The sequence below is a fragment of the Citrobacter sp. wls706 genome, from assembly GCF_005281305.1.
Lineage (GTDB): Bacteria > Pseudomonadota > Gammaproteobacteria > Enterobacterales > Enterobacteriaceae > Citrobacter > Citrobacter werkmanii.
Genome location: NZ_SZXG01000006.1, coordinates 204,120 through 222,067, shown reverse-complemented (window position 1 = coordinate 222,067; position 17,948 = coordinate 204,120). Strand labels below are relative to the sequence as shown.

Below are 17,948 nucleotides of genomic sequence, written 5' to 3'. Positions count from 1 at the left end.
TGGATACCGTCTTATGGAGCAAAACCCGCAGTCACAGCTGAAGCTTCTTGTCCAACGTGGTAAGGAGCAAGGCTATCTGACCTATGCCGAGGTCAATGACCATCTGCCGGAAGATATCGTCGATTCAGATCAAATCGAAGACATCATCCAAATGATCAATGACATGGGTATTCAGGTGATGGAAGAAGCACCTGATGCCGATGATCTGCTGCTTGCTGAAACCTCCAACAGCACCGATGAAGACGCGGAAGAAGCGGCTGCCCAGGTTCTGTCCAGCGTTGAGTCCGAAATCGGCCGTACAACTGACCCGGTCCGCATGTACATGCGTGAAATGGGTACCGTTGAACTGTTAACCCGTGAAGGCGAAATCGACATCGCTAAGCGCATAGAAGACGGGATTAACCAGGTTCAATGCTCCGTAGCCGAATACCCGGAAGCCATCACCTACCTGCTTGAGCAATACGATCGCGTAGAAGCTGAAGAAGCGCGTCTGTCCGATCTCATCACCGGCTTTGTCGATCCGAACGCGGAAGAAGACATGGCGCCAACGGCGACCCACGTCGGTTCTGAACTCTCTCAAGAAGAGATGGATGAAGATGAAGACGAAGATGAAGAAGATGACGACGACAGCAGCGATGACGACAACAGCATCGACCCTGAATTAGCGCGTGAAAAATTCGCTGAACTTCGTACCCAGTACGAAATCACCCGCGACACGATCAAGGCCAAAGGCCGCAGCCATGCTGCCGCGCAGGAAGAAATTCAGAAGCTGTCTGAAGTGTTCAAACAGTTCCGCCTGGTGCCGAAACAGTTCGACTACCTGGTAAACAGCATGCGCGTCATGATGGACCGCGTGCGTACTCAGGAACGTCTGATCATGAAGCTCTGCGTTGAGCAGTGCAAAATGCCGAAGAAAAACTTCATCACCCTGTTCACTGGCAATGAAACCAGCGAAACGTGGTTCAACGCGGCCATCGCGATGAACAAACCGTGGTCTGAAAAACTGCACGACGTGGCAGATGACGTTCACCGCGGTCTGCAGAAACTGCAGCAGATTGAAGAAGAAACCGGCCTGACCATTGAGCAGGTTAAAGACATCAACCGTCGTATGTCCATCGGTGAAGCGAAAGCCCGTCGTGCGAAAAAAGAGATGGTTGAAGCGAACTTACGTCTGGTTATCTCTATCGCCAAGAAATACACCAACCGTGGTCTGCAGTTCCTGGATCTGATTCAGGAAGGCAACATCGGTCTGATGAAAGCGGTTGATAAGTTTGAATACCGTCGTGGTTACAAGTTCTCCACCTACGCAACCTGGTGGATCCGTCAGGCAATTACCCGCTCTATCGCGGATCAGGCGCGCACCATCCGTATCCCGGTGCATATGATTGAGACCATCAACAAGCTCAACCGTATCTCCCGTCAGATGCTGCAAGAGATGGGCCGTGAGCCGACGCCGGAAGAGCTGGCTGAACGCATGCTGATGCCGGAAGACAAGATCCGTAAAGTGCTGAAGATCGCCAAAGAGCCTATCTCCATGGAAACGCCGATCGGCGACGATGAAGATTCGCATCTGGGTGATTTCATCGAGGATACCACCCTCGAGCTGCCGCTGGACTCTGCGACCACCGAGAGCCTGCGTGCCGCAACGCACGACGTGCTGGCTGGCCTGACCGCCCGTGAAGCGAAAGTGCTGCGTATGCGTTTCGGTATCGATATGAACACCGACCACACGCTGGAAGAAGTGGGTAAACAGTTCGACGTTACCCGCGAACGTATCCGTCAGATCGAAGCGAAGGCGCTGCGTAAACTGCGCCACCCGAGCCGTTCTGAAGTGCTGCGTAGCTTCCTCGACGATTAATCTCGCCGTATAAGTTCAAACGCCACCGCAAGGTGGCGTTTTTATTTACATCCCGCGCATGATCAGCGCGTCATCCAACTCGCGATACGCCTCCACCAGCTTATCCAGTGTAATCCGGCTCAATCCGCTGGGATTTGGCAATACCCAAATCTGCGTCGCGCCAATGGTCAGCGTCTGCTTTCCCCACTGCGCTCCGCGCTGACTGAAGCCTTGCTCGAACGCCTGCTTGCCAAGGATCGCCAGCGCAGCGGGCTGATAGTCATCAATCTTTTCAATAAGCTTACGCCCACCGCTACGCATCTCCTGTAGCTTCACTTCATTAGCCTGCACCGTCGGTCTGTCGACAAACTTGGTCACGCCACAGCGGAAGTCCAGCAGGTGTTGCGCCTCTTCAGGTTTGAGCTGGCGATCGGTAAATCCCGCCTGATGGATGACCTTCCAGAAGCGATTGGCGGGATGCGCAAAGGGGAACCCCGTACCTGCGGAAGATAGCCCCGGATTGATGCCGCAAAACACCACCCGCAGCCCTGGTGCCAGTATGTCCTTAACCATAATTACTCCGAACAATACATCAGAGTAACAGTATAACGGACTGAAAATACATTGTTTATAAAATCAGCATCCGTACGCTTATGGCTGGATTGCGACGCGGAGTTACTTTATAATCCACCGCCACGGCCCCTTAGCTCAGTGGTTAGAGCAGGCGACTCATAATCGCTTGGTCGCTGGTTCAAGTCCAGCAGGGGCCACCAAATAAAACAAGGGCTTAGATAAGAAATTATCTAAGCCCTTTTTCTTTGCGTCAAATTTGGGTCAGGTAAGGTTTTGATTCCTTTCTACCTTAGATATCAGAAATGTCATCCAGCCACGACTATCAGAGTAATGCTTGACTAAATCAGAAAGCCTTTAGCTCTGATAAATTACACTAAGTCTGGATTAACACCTTTTTAGTGGACGTGTTCATTATTACCAGCCGCCCAGAGAACGGTTGATGCCCTGAAGAGCTTGTGTCTGCTGCTGCATCAGCATCATTTGCTGTTGCTGCTGTATCTGCTGGTTTGCCTGCTGCATCTGCTGATTGTTATACGCGTCTTGTTGCGCTTGCTGGGCTTGCATCTGCTGCCCCATTTGCCCGATTGCCGCCCATGCAGCTTGTGATCGCGCGGTCTCGGCTTGTTCCTGAGAAAGCTGGTTAACACCAGCCTGTGAAAGCGCCTGGCAAGTTTCTTTTGGTACACTCAATACACCGCCGTGCGCATCCATACGTTTCTGTGCTTCATTACCAACTTCAAGCATACGATTTGAATCACCCGCCGCCATTGAATAACCGTAGGTGGTACAAAGTTCTGCATCAGTCATCTGCATAGCTGGTTTAAGTGGAGTCGTCGAGCAACCCGCCAGGAAAGATATGGAAACTGCTATTGCAAGGGCTATATTTTTTGCTTTCATCATCACTTTTCTTTTGGTCTGTTTTACACCGTAGAGCGGTTATTTACTTCCTGCCGCTTGCGGTATTGTTTTTGGGGTTTATGTTCCAGATATAAGCTGGATAACTGTACTCATGCTGCATCCATCACTATTATTAGGTTCTTCAGCATTGTAGCCACTGCCGGTTATCTGGTTTGCCAGTTGGCCGCGTTGCCCCCTGGACTTACTCATCCTGTACGTCACGATATTACCGTAGCGGTAGACACGTACAGTCTCGGTGCTAAACGTTGCAACAGTGGTGCTGGTTGTATACCAATGATTCATACATAGTGTTGGCACAATAAGAAACCTCTACGATAATTGCAGATAATGGTATTTTATTCATTTGAACTTTAACTCTATGATTTATCTTATCTCAGCCAGACTTATTTAAAATAAAAACAACTACCTATCGATTAAAACGGTACTAACACAATACAAGAATAAAAATCACAATATCAATCAATAACTATGCTGCATAAATATTTCTCATCACACAAATATAAACAACAATCACACACCCGGTTAACAGGATATCAATCTTAATTAATTTATATTTAATCTCGACTATTGCGGATCTAACAATTAAAAGACCCACGAGAAAACGTGGGTTAGCAATCTAATTAATCAGTATATTAGTTTTAGTAGCAGGTACCGCCTGCATGGTGGCTACCAGTACCGCCATGCGGATGAGTGCCTGCCGGGCAAGCTTTAGCCACGCCAGTGAATGCTGCGACAGCCAGAACGGCAGCAAGGATAATTTTTTTCATTTTTCGCTATCTCATTTTTGGAAGAATTCCCCGGCTCTGCGAGGAATGATATTTATCTGATTGTTGTAATAGTCTTGTACAACAAACTGCGAAAATCTACGGCAGCTTCTTCTTTTCAGCAACCCAAAAAAGATATCCATTGTGAAAAAAGCATGGAAGCCTGTGAAAACAAATTCCTTTAGCTATTCGTGCTTTGAAAAATTGTTTCAATACTTGATATGGAGTTAACAAATAAGAGCAGGAATGCCTCAAGCTCCGTTTATCATTCCGCGCGTTGCTATTTGGTTACAGAACTTTCCGGCCCAGTCTTAGACATTATCTAACCATTACGGTGCCACTCGTGAATATGCCCAAAAATCAAGGTTGCAGGCAGTTGATGTCTGATAAATTACTGCTCATACAACATGAGCAACAGCCCTGACTCCAACGCATCCATTTCAGCAGTTTCGGTAATATCCAGCTTATTCGCTAAAACTAAATCAACTGAACCAGGCTGATAACGCTCTGCCTGTTTGCATCGAAATGTGAAATGAGTACCAAGAAAAACAAGTAGGCGAGCAAAGAAGGTGTATCACGAGACACGCCGATTAAGGCAGTTACATACGAAAGGTAACCCTTCTGGACGCCGCCATCCTTAGATGGAAACGTCCGTTAGCGTTTTATTCAATAGTCAGCTCACACGAGTTCTTTGAGCTGCTCCTGCATATAGGTCGAAAAATACTCTGGGTTTTTGATAAGGATGCGGTTACCGGAGGCGACTTTTTCTGCCCATCCGGCCACTTTTTTCGTGAACTCAGGATTCCATCCCTCCTGCTCACCCCGTGCCATCACAACTTCCGGACTCGCTGGCACACCTAAGTCATGCAAATACTTTAAAATTCCCTTAGCGGTGCTTTCATCCATTGAATGGGGTACTGACGCCGAAGTGTTCATACCACCAATAAAATCCAAGGCTTTTTCAATTGCTGTTGGCATGCTCTTATCCTTAAAATTAACCACGTGAGAGACACCTTGATACTATGTACCCAACTCCGCCGGGATATCAAAGAGAACATCGCCTTTCTTTGACTTACCCCGCAGCTAAACGCTTGCGCGGCTGTTTTCTGCACTATTTTTTGGCTTCTCCGGCTAAAACCAGCCCGGTCGCCACCGCATTGCGCGGGCCTTCAGTACCACGGATATTACCCTGCCCAGCGACAACGCCGTACTGCGCCAACGCATCGGTGAGCGTCTGCGGAATTTCAAAATCCAGCGATGAGCCACCTACCAGCACCACAAAAGTGATATCGCGAATCGAGCCGCCGGGCGAGACCTGACGTAACGCGCGTAGACAGTTGGTCACAAAGACTTTCTCTTTGGCCTGACGGCGCACCAGACGAATCTTCTCCAGCGAGGTCTGGTTATCGACCGGGATCAGCTCGCCCTCTTTCAGATACACCACTTTGGCAAATACTGACGGGCTGAGCGGTTCACGAAAAAACTCCACCGCGCCGTTCTCGTGGCGAATGCTGAACAGGCTCTCCACTTTGGCCAGCGGGTATTTTTTAATTTCCTCTGCCAAAAACGGATCGCTTAAGCCCAGTTCCGTTTGAATCAACAGGCTGACCATATTCCCCGCCCCGGCAAGATGTACCGCCTTCACTACGCCGTCGCTATTAATAATGGCGGCATCGGTGGATCCTGCGCCTAAATCGAGGATCGCCAGCGGAGCGGCGCATCCAGGCGTCGTTAACGCGCCAGCCACGGCCATGTTGGCTTCCACACCACCGACTTCAACTGGGGTATTTAACCGGGCGCTTAGCTCGCTGGCGATAGCCTGCATCTGTAAGCGATCGGATTTCACCATCGCCGCAATGCCAACGGCGTTCTCCATTGAACATTCCCCGGCAATGCCACCCTGCACCGCGCGGGGAATAAACGTATCCACCGCCAGAAGATCCTGGATATGCACGGCGTTCATGTCGTGACCGGTCAGCGAGGCCATTACCTTACGAACCCGCTCAAGCATCCCGCCCGCGTGCGTACCTGCTTCACCGCGAATATCGCACACGGGCGCACAGGCGCTCATCGCCTGCATAATGGCCTGCGCGCCCTGCGCTACGTCGGCTTCACCGCCGCGCTTTTCGCCACGGATAAAGATCTTACCCGCCGGGATCGTTCGCGACTGCACATCCCCCTGCGGCGTTTTCAGCACCACGGCGGAGCGGTTGCCAATCAGCGCTCTGGCGATGGGGACGATGGTTTGCGTTTCCTCCGGCGTCAGGGCAAAAAAGGTTGCGATACCGTAAGGATTCGACAATACCCGCACCACCTGCCCGGCGGCCGCCACTTCCACCGCCGCCAGCACGCCTTCCGGCACCTTCTCAAGTAAGGTGACTTCATCAACCACCGGCATTGCCCGACGCAGGCGATTGTTGACCAGTACGCCATCATCCTTTTTCAGGATCGCCGCCACCACGTTGATCCCACGATCCAACGCCGCATTGATAAGCCAGACCGCTTCAAGGAAATCGATCTCTTCGCCCACCAGCGGGATCCAGCCCTGCGCAAAGCAATCCTCGCTCAGTGATGCCAGCTTATCCACGCTGATGGTGGTTCCCATCCCCACGCCGACGCCACCCGGCGTTTGCGGGTTATGGCCAATCATTGTCGATTCAGTAATGATGGTTTCAGTGATGGTTTCCATCGCCACATCGCCAATCACCGGCGCGGCCTCATTGATGCAGATTTTCGCCACGTCCTGAAGCGACCACGGTGTTTTATCCAGTGCCTGCTGCAGAGAAGCGACCACCCCGGCAATGTTGTCCCGCGTCCCTTTCATGCCCGTGGTGGCGACAATCCCGCTGGCGATAAACTGCCCATGCTGCGCCAACGCCACTTCGGTGGTGGCGTTGCCGATATCAATCCCGGCGATTAACGGCATACCTCCCTCCGTCACTGGCTACCTTTACGCAGCTTGTTTCTCTGCTGATACACATCTGCCGACTCGCGGACAAAGGCAGCGTTCACCGTGGCATGCCAGGTGTGCTCCAGCTCATCGGCAATCGCCTGTAGTTCCGCGAATGAAGAACGAAACGGACGTAGCGCATTATAGATTTCCAGAATACGAGCATCCGGGATGGCAATCAGTTCCGCCGCGCGACGGAAATTGCGCGCCACGGCGTGACGCTGCATCTGTTCGGCAATCTGCGCCTGGTACTCCAGCGTTTGCTGAGAAATACGCACATCCTGCGGCCCGACCTTGCCTGCCAGCACATTCTCAAGGGTAATGTCGGTTAACGGTTTCCCGCCAGGCGTCTGGATTTTCTCCGGGCAGCGGGTGGCTAATGGGTAATCCTGCGCGGTCATGATGTTGTCGTTCATGGTCATTCCCTCACCAGTGCAATATGCAGCGTGACAGGCGCAGCATCCTGCACCACATGTTTGGTTTCTTTGATGTGAAACAGCGCGGCCTTGGCCATAAATTTAGGGCGCACCATCTGGTCATTGACCACCGGCACCGGCGAAGGCGACTCTTTGCGTGCATAGCGCGCGGCGTTTTTACCGATCTGGCGATAGGTTTCCAGCGTCAGCAGCGGAGCCTGAGAGAACAGCTCCAGGTTACTCAGCGGCAGCAGATCGCGCTGATGAATCACCGTGGTTCCCTTCGACTGGATACCAATCCCGATGCCGGAACCGCTGAGGTTTGCCGCGTCCCACGCCATAAAAGAAACATCCGAGGTGCGCAGAATTCTTACCACCCGCGCATGCAGCCCCTCTTCTTCGATCCCCGCCACCAGCTCTTTAAGAATCGCCTTATGCGGCATATCAATCAGGGTCTTGTGCTGGTGCTTATCAAAGGCCGGAGCGACGCCAATCACCACTTCATCTACGCGTTCGTTCGCTTTAGCCGCTTCGCCTTCGCTTACCTGCAAGGTGAAAACCGGCTTACGTTCAGTTGTGCATTCCACGGTGTACCACCTTATTCAATTGAGCCTGGCTGAACCACGCCCGCGATATTTTTAATTTCCGCCCAGCGCTCGGCAGAGATGCGATAGCCGGTGCCTGGTCCCTGATAATCATTAATGTCGTTAACGGCGCTTACCACCTCAAACTGGCGATCCAGAATGGCCGACGTTTGCAGGTAATCACCGGTGACGCGCTGTCTCAGCATATTGAGAATGTTACTGGCGATATCTTCGAAGCCGCTACGGCTTAGCGCGCCGACGATATCCAGCCCGGTGATATTGCGCTTCATCATCTCTTCCACGGCAGCCAGATCTTCCACCACATTGCGCGCGGGCATATCTTTGCTGCCGTGAGCATAAGTGGCGGCCTCAACCTCCTCATCGCTAATCAGCGGCAGGCCCAGTTCGCGGAACACCGCCTGAATGGCGCGTGCCGCCTTGTTGCGGATGGCGATGGTTTCTTCTTCGGTTACAGGACGCAGACCACCGTCAACCATCAGATCGCGTTGCAGAATGTTGTAATCATCGAAGTCTTCCGCGTCGAAGTTCGACCCGGCAAACATGTTGTCGTAGTTCGGTACGGCGCTATAGCCGGAGAAGATAAAGTCGGTGCCGGGAAGCATTTGCATCAGGGTACGGGCGGTACGGCGAATATCAGAGTGGGAAAAGGTCTGGTCATTGGCGGAGGCCACTTCAAGGTCGAGCATTGAGGCAATCAGGTTTTCCGCCAGCACCGCGCGGATCCCCGACGGCACCGCGCCGGTCATGCCAATACAGCTGACCGCACCGTTTTGCAGCCCCTGTACGCCCGCGCCTTTGGTGATAAAGATGCAGCGCGACTCCAGATAGAGCATCGATTTACTCTCGGAATAGCCCATCAGCGCTTCCGAACCGGTGCCAGAGGTGTAACGCATTTTCAGTCCGCGAGACGCATAGGCCGAGGCGAGAAACGCTTTGGACCACGGCGTATCATCGCCGTCGGTAAACACCGACTCTGTACCGTATACCGACACGGTTTCGGCGTAGCTGGTTAACCCGCGCATCCCCAGCTCCAGCTCAGTCGCCTCCTCAACGGAACATTGCGTGAGCACGCCGGGGCGACCGCACTGGGAACCGACCAGCAGCGCCAGGGCGTTAAACGGTGCATAGCGGGCGATCCCGACCGTCGTTTCCTGTTCTGAAAAACCACGGATCCCCGCTTCAGCCGCATCGGCGGCAATCTGTACCGGGTTGTCTTTCAGGTTGGTGACATGGCACTGGTTGGACGGCGTGCGTCTGGCGCGCATTTTTTGCAGCGCCATCATCATTTCCACCACGTTCATTTGCGCCATCACCTCCACCGCTTTCGCCGGGGTGATAGCGGTGGTAATAGCAACAATCTCTTCCCGGCTGACGTGGATATCCACCAGCATTCTGGCGATCTCCAGCGCGTCGAGCCGCATTGCCCGTTCAGTTTCAGCTACGTTAATCGCGTAGTCGGCAATAAAACGGTCAATCATGTCGAACTCGGCGCGGCTCTTGCCGTCCAGCTCAACAATACGACCATTCTCTACCTTCACCGACGAAGCCGGATCGTAGGGGCTTTCCATGGCGATCAGCCCCTCTTCAGGCCATTCGCCAATCAGCCCATCCTGATTTACAGGGCGCTTCGCAAGCACTTCGAATCGTTTTGATCTTCTCATAGTTTATGGACTCAAAAGATAAAAAATAGGGACGCCGGGCCGTATTGCCGGGGACACACCACCCGGCATTCGCCTTTCATCAGCAATGGCCGAACTCTAAATGAGCACAGCAATAAAAAAATAAAATTAATTTCGTTCCAATTTGGCACGTAATAAAAATTCATCGTTCCATATTGAAACGGTTCTCAGGAATATCCGGAGCGAATTGTGACGAAGTTAAATGATCATTATCAATAAACACCAACACACAAAATTAAATTAATATTTTTTAAATTTTCACCCTATTGACTTAATAACGCACGGCGAGAAAATAAAGCCAAACCCAATGATAAAAAATAGCTGTATCGCGATATTTTCGTGACCTCAGCCCTACAACATTTTCAGGAGAGACTGTGAATAAGAGCCAACCAATCGCCACCATTACGCTGGCGGCGGCGAAAAAAATGGCGCAGGCCGTCGAGGCTAAAGCGCTTGAGATCAACGTGCCGGTAGTCTTTTCCGTGGTGGATCGCGGCGGCAACACGCTGCTGATGCAACGCATGGACGACGCGTTTGTCACCAGTTGTGATATTTCTCTTAATAAAGCGTATACCGCCTGCTGTCTGCGGCAGGGGACCCATGAAATTACCGACGCGGTACAACCGGGTGCGTCACTATATGGTTTACAGCTAACAAATCAACAGCGCATTGTTATTTTTGGCGGCGGCTTACCTGTCATGTTAAACGATAAATTAATCGGTGCTGTCGGCGTAAGTGGCGGTACTGTCGAACAAGACATGTTATTAGCGCAAACCGCACTGAATTGTTTCTCTGAATTATAATTTAAATCTAAGAAGGTAAATTATGAGCTATCGTATGTTTGATTACCTGGTGCCAAATGTGAACTTTTTTGGCCCGAATGCTATTTCCGTCGTTGGCGAACGCTGCAAACTGTTGGGCGGTAAAAAAGCGCTGCTGGTGACTGATAAAGGTCTGCGAGCCATTAAGGACGGCGCGGTTGATAAAACCCTCGAACATCTGCGTGAAGCCGGTATTGACGTGGTGGTGTTTGACGGCGTCGAGCCAAACCCTAAAGACACCAACGTGCGCGACGGCCTGGAAGTTTTTCGTAAAGAGCAATGCGATATCATCGTTACCGTCGGCGGTGGTAGCCCGCATGACTGCGGTAAAGGCATCGGCATCGCAGCGACGCACGAAGGCGATCTCTATAGCTATGCCGGGATTGAAACCCTGACCAATCCGCTGCCGCCGATCGTCGCGGTGAATACCACCGCCGGTACCGCCAGCGAAGTCACCCGCCACTGCGTGCTGACCAATACCAAAACCAAAGTGAAGTTTGTGATTGTCAGCTGGCGCAACCTGCCGTCGGTTTCCATCAATGACCCACTGCTGATGCTCGGCAAACCTGCGCCACTGACTGCGGCAACCGGAATGGACGCCCTGACCCACGCCGTTGAGGCCTATATTTCAAAAGATGCCAACCCGGTTACCGACGCCGCCGCTATCCAGGCAATTCGTCTGATCGCCCGCAACTTACGCCAGGCCGTAGCGCTGGGCAGCAACCTGAAAGCTCGCGAGAACATGGCCTATGCCTCTTTGCTGGCGGGTATGGCCTTCAACAACGCCAACCTTGGCTACGTTCACGCGATGGCGCATCAGCTTGGCGGTCTGTATGACATGCCGCACGGCGTAGCAAACGCCGTCCTGCTGCCGCACGTGGCGCGCTATAACCTGATCGCTAATCCGGAGAAATTTGCCGACATCGCGGAGTTTATGGGTGAGAACACCGATGGTCTGTCCACCATGGATGCCGCTGAGCTGGCGATTCGCGCCATCGCTCGCCTGTCAGCCGATATCGGTATTCCGCAGCATCTGCGCGAGCTGGGCGTCAAAGAAGCCGATTTCCCGTATATGGCGGAAATGGCGCTGAAAGACGGCAATGCCTTCTCCAACCCGCGTAAAGGGAACGAGAAAGAAATTGCCGAGATCTTCCGTCAGGCATTCTGATCAATAAGGGGGCGCAATGTCACTTTCATCACCGGGCGTACATCTGTTTTATCACTCACGCTGGCAGGATACGCGCGAGCTTGATGAACTATGCTGGGGGCTGGAAGAGCAAGGCGTCCCTTGCCGGACAATCTGTTGCGACGAGCATGACTGCGCGCTGGCCCTCAGCAAGCTGGCGGCTAAAAGCTCAACGCTACGCGTGGGTCTCGGCCTCAGCGCCTGTGGTGATATTGCCCTAACCCACGCCCAGCTACCCGAGGATCGGGCGCTGGTCTGCGGGCATATCGCCGCCGGGATAGTCCGCATCCGCACACTCGGCGCCAATGCAGGCCAACTGGTCAAAGTGCTTCCCTTCAGCGAGATAAAATAAATGTACCGCATCTATACCCGAACCGGTGATAAAGGCACGACCGCGCTGTTTGGCGGCAGCCGTATCGACAAAGACGACATCCGCGTTAACGCCTACGGTACGGTGGATGAACTGATTTCCCAGCTTGGCGTCTGCTATGCCAGCTCGCGCCAGGCAGAATTACGCCAGGATCTGCATGCCATCCAGAAGATGCTGTTTGTGCTGGGGGCGGAACTCGCCAGCGATGAGAAAGGTCTCGCCCGCTTAACGCAGACGATTAACGCCGAGGATATTCAGGCGCTGGAGCAACTTATTGACCGCAATATGGCGCAGAGCGGCCCCCTGAAAGAATTTGTCATTCCGGGGAAAAATCTGGCATCGGCACAGCTACACGTTGCGCGCACCCTGGCACGGCGGCTGGAGCGGATCCTCATCGCGATGGACAGAACGCTGACGTTACGCGATGAACCCAAGCGTTATATCAACCGGCTGTCGGATGCGCTGTTCTCCATGGCCAGAATCGAAGAAACTACTCCAGATGTTTGCGCTTAAACTGGCTGGCGTCGATGTCGTACTGCTTCATCTTACGCCACAAGGTGGTGCGACCAATATTCAGCAGTTGCGACATCTCCTGTACTCGCCCACAGGTGACGCGGGCGGCATGGATAATCGCCTCTTTTTCGATAGCGGTAAACGTCAGGCTGGCAGGCAGCAGGGAAGACGCCGTCTCCAGACCGGGACGCTCGGCAAACAGATAATCAGGTAAATTACTCAGCCGGATATGCCCGTTATCGCTACTGATAGCGATGTTTTCGATAATGCTGTTCAGCTCGAAGTCATTGCCCGGCCACGAATAAGCCACCAGTTGTGCCAGCGCGTCATCGTCGATCTTCAGGCTGTATGAAAAGCGTTTTTTCAGGCTATTCAGTCGCGTATAAATCAGCGAGGGAATACTGTTACGCCGCGCTCGTAGCGGCGGGATAACAATCTCAAAAGAGTGCAGCGCGTAATACAGTTGGCGGCTAAAGCGGTTTTGCTCCACCAAATTAGCGAGATCAACCGTAGTGGTGGCGATCACTTTCACATCCACCGGAATCAGCCGACGGGCATCAAGACGGGTTAACACCCCCTGCTTGATCACCTGTAGCAGCGCGGATTGCAGCTCCGGCGCCAGATATTCAATTTTCTCCAGAAACAGTGTGCCGCCGTTCGCCAGCTCAAGGCGGCTCAACCGACCATTTTCATCATCGGTGGGCGCACTGCCCATAAAATCCTGCCCCAGCACGCTGTTGGCATACAGCTGACAGTTCACGGCAATATACGGCCCGCTGGCGCGTTCGCTTTCATTGTGAATGGCCTGGCTCAGCAGCTCTTTCCCTACGCCCTCTTCCCCACACAGCAGGATCGGGAAACTCCCCCTTGCCGCCTGGCGACCAAAATGGATCAAGCGTCGGGTTTCTGGATCGTCCGTCGACATCTGCTCAAAGGTGTGGCTCACCTTACCAAGCTGGCTGGTCATCAGCTGACGCATTTGCTCCACCGGGTGCAGCAGCAGGATAAAGCTGTTGCCCTGCTCCTCAACAATCGGCTTCAGGGTGATAACAGCATCAACAAACTGGTGCTGGCTTTCAAAAGTGACTTCGACGTGATTCAGACCGCGGGCATGTTTAATTGCCCGACGCAGCAGCATGGGCATATTGAGCAGGTCGTGAATGTTTTTGCCCTGGCTGGCCTGCGCATCGAGATGCAAAAGCAGCGCCGCGCGCGCATTGAGGAACTGCAACACCCCCTGCTCATTCCAGGCCATCACGCCATCATCCATGCTCTCCAGCAGCCCGTACATCTGGTTCAGATGGCGGTTGGATTCTGCCAGCAGGCTGTCGGTCAGCAATGAATTGCCGACTTCTCTGGCAATCGCCAGCGTCAGGGATAAATCAGAAACGGACTCATGCTCTACCAGACAGCATAATGAGATGGAGCCAAACAGACGCCCATGGTTATCGAACACTGGCGTCGAGCAAAACGACCACGGATGCAGCGCCTGTTTAAAGTGCTGAGCGCCAGAGGTTTTTGTCGGCTGGCCCGGCATTGTCGCCAGCGACAGCGCACAGCTGCCGATAATGCTTTCCGCGCAATAGCTGCCGTCGCGAAACCCAAGCTCCGCCAGCTGTTCTATCGTCTGCGGATCGCCGCAACGGCTGAGAATACAGGCCGATTCATCCAGAATCAGCAGCGCGCACGGACGACCGTCCATAAACTCCCAGGCATCTTCCAGCGCGGCCTGCGCAATCGTGAGCAGCGCCGTCTTACGACGACAAATCGACTCAAAGGTCAGCCCTTGCGCCTGATGCGGCGCCTGCCAGGTTTCCCGCTGCATGAACTTGCTGCAACGATGCCAGGACTGGGCGAGAACCGAAGAGACTTCCTGCCCGATGCTATGCGTATGCGCCGTCATATCCATTTCCGCTGTTTTGCCATAGACAACCCCTCCGGCAGAGACTGTCAGAGGGGGAGAAGATGCTGGGTAAATTTACCGATGCCCGATTAACGCGCCAGCCACTGCTGTCCCAGCAGGTCTGCCGTCAAAATAGCGGCATGTACGCTTTCAGGCGTCACCGGGAACGGCATATTGTGAATGGTTTCACCTTCTGCGCAGGTGGCTTTAGCCACGGCCATGATCTTGCCATCAATGTCATCTTTTACGCCCATTTCCGCTAACGTTACCGGCAGGCCCACTTTCTGACAGAAATTCAGCACGGTTTCGATCTCTTCCATCGGGCTGTTCTGCAGCACCAGCTGCGCCAGCGTACCAAAGGCGACTTTTTCACCGTGGTACAGATGGTGGCACTCTTCCAGAATCGTAAAGCCGTTATGGATGGCATGTGCCCCCGCAAGTCCGCTGCTTTCAAAACCGATACCGCTGAGGTAGGTGTTGGCTTCGACAATACGTTCCAGCGCATCGGTCACCACGCCAGCCTGGGCGGCTAAGCGTGCCTTTTCGCCTTCCGCCAGCAGGGTATCATAGCACAGGCGCGCCAGGCTCAGCGCCGCCACGGTGGACTGCCCGCCCGCCATGCTGGTCGCCCGAGCGTCATAACAGGCTTTCGCTTCAAACCAGGTCGAGAGCGCATCGCCCATCCCGGCCACCAGCAGACGTACCGGCGCTTTGGCAATAATTGCGGTATCCATCACCACCATATCCGGGTTTTTCGGGTAGATCAGATACTCTTCAAACTCACCCGCTTCGGTATAGATAACGGACAGCGCGCTGGTTGGCGCATCGGTAGATGCGATAGTTGGGATCACTACTACCGGCAGCTTCTGGTAATAACCAATCGCTTTGGCGGTATCTAACGTTTTCCCACCGCCAATCCCAACCACGCCGCGGCAACCGTGTTTTTTCAGAATGGCAATCAGGCGATTAATTTCAACATGGCTGCATTCACCGTTGAAGCGTTCCGCGTGGCAGCTAATGTCATGGCTATGCAGACCATTGAGTACCTTTTCTCCCGCCAGCTTCATCACGAAGTCGTCCGCAATCACGAAAAAGCTGTCAGCCAGATTTTTAGCGTATTGACCAAATAAGGTAGAAGCGTCAGGACCCTGGAGATATTTGGCTGGAGATTGAATAACTTTTAGCATTCCTTTCATCCTCAAATAAGTACATGTTTTTACATGGTGAGCCCTGGCGTTAACCCGTTTAGCCTGATGTTGACGGCGAAAGCGGACGTACCGGAGCGATGTAATAACTGTATGGCGAGGCGTGCACAAAAAAATCTTTCGTCATTTTGTTCTGATATGGAACAGATAAAAATGACATGCGTTTCATATTGGAACACTTAACCACAAAAATAATGAGGTTTGCGATCTCGATCCGTTCCTTTACCGCGAAATCACCGACAAACACGATGATAAATTTCTCCAATTACGCGCCATCCTGCGTAAAACCCCGCAAAAAAGACTGACTGCGCCGTGTGGCCTGCTCTGATCCCAGGAGAAAAAAGTCGAGCTGGTTCGCATTGTGATGATTTCTCGCCTAATTAAGTTTCATTTCGGAACAAAAAACAGCAATCACGTTTCGTAATGAAACTCATTTTCGCATTGTTTTTTTGCAGGCTGACTTCGCCAGAATCTCTCTATCGCCTCCGCACCATGAACATGCATTCGGGGGTTTGTCTTACACTCAACCTCGAGGAGCCGTTATGTCTCAATTCTTTTTTAATCAACGCCCCCATCTCGTTAGCGACGTGATCGACGGTACAATTATCACCAGCCCGTGGAATAACCTGGCGCGTCTGGAGAGCGATCCGGCCATTCGCATCGTGGTTCGCCGCGACCTTAGCAAAAATAACGTGGCGGTGATCTCCGGCGGCGGTTCAGGACACGAACCCGCGCACGTTGGGTTTATCGGCAAAGGAATGCTGACCGCGGCGGTCTGCGGCGACGTGTTCGCCTCCCCGAGCGTGGATGCGGTACTGACCGCTATTCAGGCAGTGACCGGTGAGGCTGGCTGTCTGTTGATCGTGAAGAACTACACTGGTGACCGTCTTAATTTCGGTCTCGCCGCCGAGAAAGCGCGACGCCTGGGCTACAACGTTGAAATGCTGATAGTCGGTGACGATATCTCCCTGCCGGATAACAAACATCCGCGTGGCATTGCGGGAACCATCCTGGTGCATAAAATCGCCGGCTATTTCGCTGAACGCGGCTACAACCTCGCCACCGTCCTGCGTGAAGCGCAGTACGCAGCCAACAACACCTTCAGCCTGGGTGTTGCGCTTTCCAGCTGTCATCTGCCGCAAGAAACCGACGCCGCGCCGCGCCATCATCCGGGTCATGCAGAGCTGGGCATGGGTATTCATGGCGAACCGGGAGCCTCGGTTATCGATACGCAAAACAGTGCGCAGGTGGTCAACCTGATGGTGGATAAGCTACTGACGGTCCTGCCTGAAACCGGCAGAGTGGCGGTGATGATTAACAATCTTGGCGGCGTGTCCGTTGCGGAAATGGCTATTATCACCCGCGAACTGGCAAGCAGTCCGCTGTACCCGCGTATCGACTGGCTGATTGGTCCGGCCTCGCTGGTCACCGCGTTGGATATGAAAGGATTCTCACTGACGGCCATCGTGCTTGAAGAGAGCATCGAAAAAGCGCTGCTGACCGAAGTGGAAACCAGCAACTGGCCGACTCCCGTCCCACCGCGTGAAATCAGCTACGCGCCATCATCCCAGCGCAGCGCGCGCGTGGAATTCCAGCCCTCTGCCAACGCGCTGGTCGCCGGGATTGTGGAGCTTATCACCGGAACGCTTTCCGGTCTGGAAGCACATCTCAACGCGCTGGATGCCAAAGTCGGCGATGGCGATACGGGTTCAACCTTTGCCGCTGGCGCGCGTGAAATTGCCAGTCTGCTGCAGCGTCAGCAGCTTCCGCTGGATGACCTTGCCACGCTGTTCGCGCTGATTGGCGAACGCCTGACCGTGGTGATGGGGGGTTCCAGCGGCGTGCTGATGTCTATTTTCTTTACCGCCGCCGGGCAGAAACTGGAACAGAGAGCTAGCGTTGCCGAAGCGCTGAATACAGGTCTGGCGCAGATGAAGTTCTACGGCGGCGCAGACGAAGGCGATCGCACCATGATAGATGCCCTGCAACCCGCACTGACCTCACTGCTGGCGCAGCCGCACAACCTGCATGCCGCTTTTGACGCCGCGCGAGCCGGAGCCGAACGAACCTGCCTGTCGAGCAAAGCCAATGCGGGTCGCGCATCGTATCTGAGCAGCGAAAGCTTGTTGGGTAATATGGACCCCGGCGCGCATGCCGTCGCAATGGTATTTAAAGCGCTGGCAGAGAGTGAATTGGGTTAAGTCATAA

General features: G+C 53.4%; 16 protein-coding genes, 1 tRNA gene and 1 pseudogene. 7 read left to right on the top strand and 11 right to left on the bottom strand.

Annotated features, from left to right (window positions below):
• The first annotated feature begins 13 nt into the window (after nt 1–13).
• Nucleotides 14–1,858, top strand: coding sequence for an RNA polymerase sigma factor RpoD (gene rpoD / locus FDW92_RS02870; RefSeq protein ID WP_038634001.1), 1,845 nt, complete (start codon nt 14–16; stop codon nt 1,856–1,858).
• Between the two features lie 45 nt (nt 1,859–1,903).
• On the opposite strand, the gene mug is transcribed toward rpoD, so the two are convergent.
• Complete coding sequence (gene mug, locus FDW92_RS02865) at nt 1,904–2,410, bottom strand: G/U mismatch-specific DNA glycosylase (protein ID WP_042311075.1); 507 nt, start codon at nt 2,408–2,410, stop codon at nt 1,904–1,906.
• A gap of 124 nt (nt 2,411–2,534) precedes the next feature.
• Here mug and FDW92_RS02860 point away from each other — a divergent pair.
• Nucleotides 2,535–2,610, top strand: a tRNA-Ile gene (locus tag FDW92_RS02860).
• A gap of 214 nt (nt 2,611–2,824) precedes the next feature.
• Here FDW92_RS02860 and FDW92_RS02855 read toward each other — a convergent pair.
• From FDW92_RS02855 to FDW92_RS02825, 8 genes and pseudogenes are all read right to left on the bottom strand, one after another.
• A complete protein-coding gene (locus FDW92_RS02855) occupies nt 2,825–3,310 on the bottom strand; it encodes a hypothetical protein (protein WP_137349730.1) in 486 nt (161 codons plus the stop codon).
• A gap of 656 nt (nt 3,311–3,966) precedes the next feature.
• The gene (locus FDW92_RS23295; RefSeq protein ID WP_256372417.1) at nt 3,967–4,095 is read right to left on the bottom strand and encodes a hypothetical protein; all 129 of its coding nucleotides are present in this window, start codon (nt 4,093–4,095) and stop codon (nt 3,967–3,969) included.
• A gap of 311 nt (nt 4,096–4,406) precedes the next feature.
• Nucleotides 4,407–4,555: pseudogene (locus FDW92_RS23325) on the bottom strand (cell filamentation protein Fic); the annotation flags it as partial.
• Nucleotides 4,556–4,770: 215 nt separating this feature from the next.
• Nucleotides 4,771–5,094 carry a DUF1889 family protein gene (locus FDW92_RS02845; protein WP_001573898.1) on the bottom strand — a complete coding sequence of 108 codons (324 nt, stop codon included), beginning with the start codon at nt 5,092–5,094 and terminating at the stop codon, nt 4,771–4,773.
• Nucleotides 5,095–5,203: 109 nt separating this feature from the next.
• Entirely contained in the window at nt 5,204–7,018 is a 1,815-nt protein-coding gene (locus FDW92_RS02840) for a diol dehydratase reactivase subunit alpha (RefSeq protein WP_042311081.1), read from the bottom strand.
• Nucleotides 7,019–7,029: 11 nt separating this feature from the next.
• Entirely contained in the window at nt 7,030–7,458 is a 429-nt protein-coding gene (locus FDW92_RS02835; protein WP_042311169.1) for a diol dehydratase small subunit, read from the bottom strand.
• 2 nt (nt 7,459–7,460) lie between these two features.
• A complete protein-coding gene (locus FDW92_RS02830) occupies nt 7,461–8,045 on the bottom strand; it encodes a propanediol/glycerol family dehydratase medium subunit (protein ID WP_042311082.1) in 585 nt (194 codons plus the stop codon).
• Nucleotides 8,046–8,056: 11 nt separating this feature from the next.
• Nucleotides 8,057–9,724, bottom strand: a complete 1,668-nt coding sequence (locus FDW92_RS02825) for a propanediol/glycerol family dehydratase large subunit (RefSeq protein ID WP_016243883.1) — start codon at nt 9,722–9,724, stop codon at nt 8,057–8,059.
• A 392-nt stretch (nt 9,725–10,116) separates the two neighbouring features.
• On the opposite strand from FDW92_RS02825, the gene FDW92_RS02820 reads away from it, so the two are divergent.
• Genes FDW92_RS02820 through FDW92_RS02805 form a run of 4 tightly spaced genes read left to right on the top strand, consistent with a single transcriptional unit; the run spans nt 10,117 to nt 12,632 of the window.
• Nucleotides 10,117–10,545, top strand: coding sequence for a heme-binding protein (locus tag FDW92_RS02820; RefSeq protein WP_007372190.1), 429 nt, complete (start codon nt 10,117–10,119; stop codon nt 10,543–10,545).
• 22 nt (nt 10,546–10,567) lie between these two features.
• Nucleotides 10,568–11,731 (top strand): 1,3-propanediol dehydrogenase, encoded by a 1,164-nt coding sequence (gene dhaT / locus FDW92_RS02815; RefSeq protein WP_042311086.1) that lies wholly within the window; start codon nt 10,568–10,570, stop codon nt 11,729–11,731.
• Nucleotides 11,732–11,747: 16 nt separating this feature from the next.
• A complete protein-coding gene (locus tag FDW92_RS02810; RefSeq protein ID WP_042311087.1) occupies nt 11,748–12,101 on the top strand; it encodes a glycerol dehydratase reactivase beta/small subunit family protein in 354 nt (117 codons plus the stop codon).
• A complete protein-coding gene (locus FDW92_RS02805) occupies nt 12,102–12,632 on the top strand; it encodes a cob(I)yrinic acid a,c-diamide adenosyltransferase (RefSeq protein WP_042311088.1) in 531 nt (176 codons plus the stop codon).
• Here the strand turns inward: FDW92_RS02805 and dhaR are convergent.
• Together dhaR and FDW92_RS02795 are read right to left on the bottom strand one after the other, a co-directional pair.
• Nucleotides 12,610–14,535 carry a dihydroxyacetone kinase operon transcriptional regulator DhaR gene (gene dhaR / locus FDW92_RS02800; protein ID WP_137400539.1) on the bottom strand — a complete coding sequence of 642 codons (1,926 nt, stop codon included), beginning with the start codon at nt 14,533–14,535 and terminating at the stop codon, nt 12,610–12,612. The genes FDW92_RS02805 and dhaR overlap by 23 nt on opposite strands.
• A gap of 89 nt (nt 14,536–14,624) precedes the next feature.
• Complete coding sequence (locus FDW92_RS02795) at nt 14,625–15,722, bottom strand: glycerol dehydrogenase (RefSeq protein ID WP_007372185.1); 1,098 nt, start codon at nt 15,720–15,722, stop codon at nt 14,625–14,627.
• A 560-nt stretch (nt 15,723–16,282) separates the two neighbouring features.
• On the opposite strand from FDW92_RS02795, the gene FDW92_RS02785 reads away from it, so the two are divergent.
• Nucleotides 16,283–17,941, top strand: a complete 1,659-nt coding sequence (locus tag FDW92_RS02785; RefSeq protein ID WP_042311090.1) for a glycerone kinase — start codon at nt 16,283–16,285, stop codon at nt 17,939–17,941.
• The last annotated feature ends 7 nt before the right edge of the window (nt 17,942–17,948 follow it).

Excerpts from the sequence above, each read along its gene's own strand:
- rpoD (WP_038634001.1), top strand. The coding sequence starts at position 14 with ATGGAGCAAAACCCGCAGTCACAGCTGAAGCTTCTTGTCCAACGTGGT.
- mug (WP_042311075.1), bottom strand. The coding sequence starts at position 2,410 with ATGGTTAAGGACATACTGGCACCAGGGCTGCGGGTGGTGTTTTGCGGC.
- FDW92_RS02855 (WP_137349730.1), bottom strand. The coding sequence starts at position 3,310 with ATGATGAAAGCAAAAAATATAGCCCTTGCAATAGCAGTTTCCATATCT.
- FDW92_RS23295 (WP_256372417.1), bottom strand. The coding sequence starts at position 4,095 with ATGAAAAAAATTATCCTTGCTGCCGTTCTGGCTGTCGCAGCATTCACT.
- FDW92_RS02840 (WP_042311081.1), bottom strand. The coding sequence starts at position 7,018 with ATGCCGTTAATCGCCGGGATTGATATCGGCAACGCCACCACCGAAGTG.
- FDW92_RS02835 (WP_042311169.1), bottom strand. The coding sequence starts at position 7,458 with ATGAACGACAACATCATGACCGCGCAGGATTACCCATTAGCCACCCGC.
- FDW92_RS02825 (WP_016243883.1), bottom strand. The coding sequence starts at position 9,724 with ATGAGAAGATCAAAACGATTCGAAGTGCTTGCGAAGCGCCCTGTAAAT.
- dhaT (WP_042311086.1), top strand. The coding sequence starts at position 10,568 with ATGAGCTATCGTATGTTTGATTACCTGGTGCCAAATGTGAACTTTTTT.
- FDW92_RS02810 (WP_042311087.1), top strand. The coding sequence starts at position 11,748 with ATGTCACTTTCATCACCGGGCGTACATCTGTTTTATCACTCACGCTGG.
- FDW92_RS02805 (WP_042311088.1), top strand. The coding sequence starts at position 12,102 with ATGTACCGCATCTATACCCGAACCGGTGATAAAGGCACGACCGCGCTG.
- dhaR (WP_137400539.1), bottom strand. The coding sequence starts at position 14,535 with ATGACGGCGCATACGCATAGCATCGGGCAGGAAGTCTCTTCGGTTCTC.
- FDW92_RS02795 (WP_007372185.1), bottom strand. The coding sequence starts at position 15,722 with ATGCTAAAAGTTATTCAATCTCCAGCCAAATATCTCCAGGGTCCTGAC.
- FDW92_RS02785 (WP_042311090.1), top strand. The coding sequence starts at position 16,283 with ATGTCTCAATTCTTTTTTAATCAACGCCCCCATCTCGTTAGCGACGTG.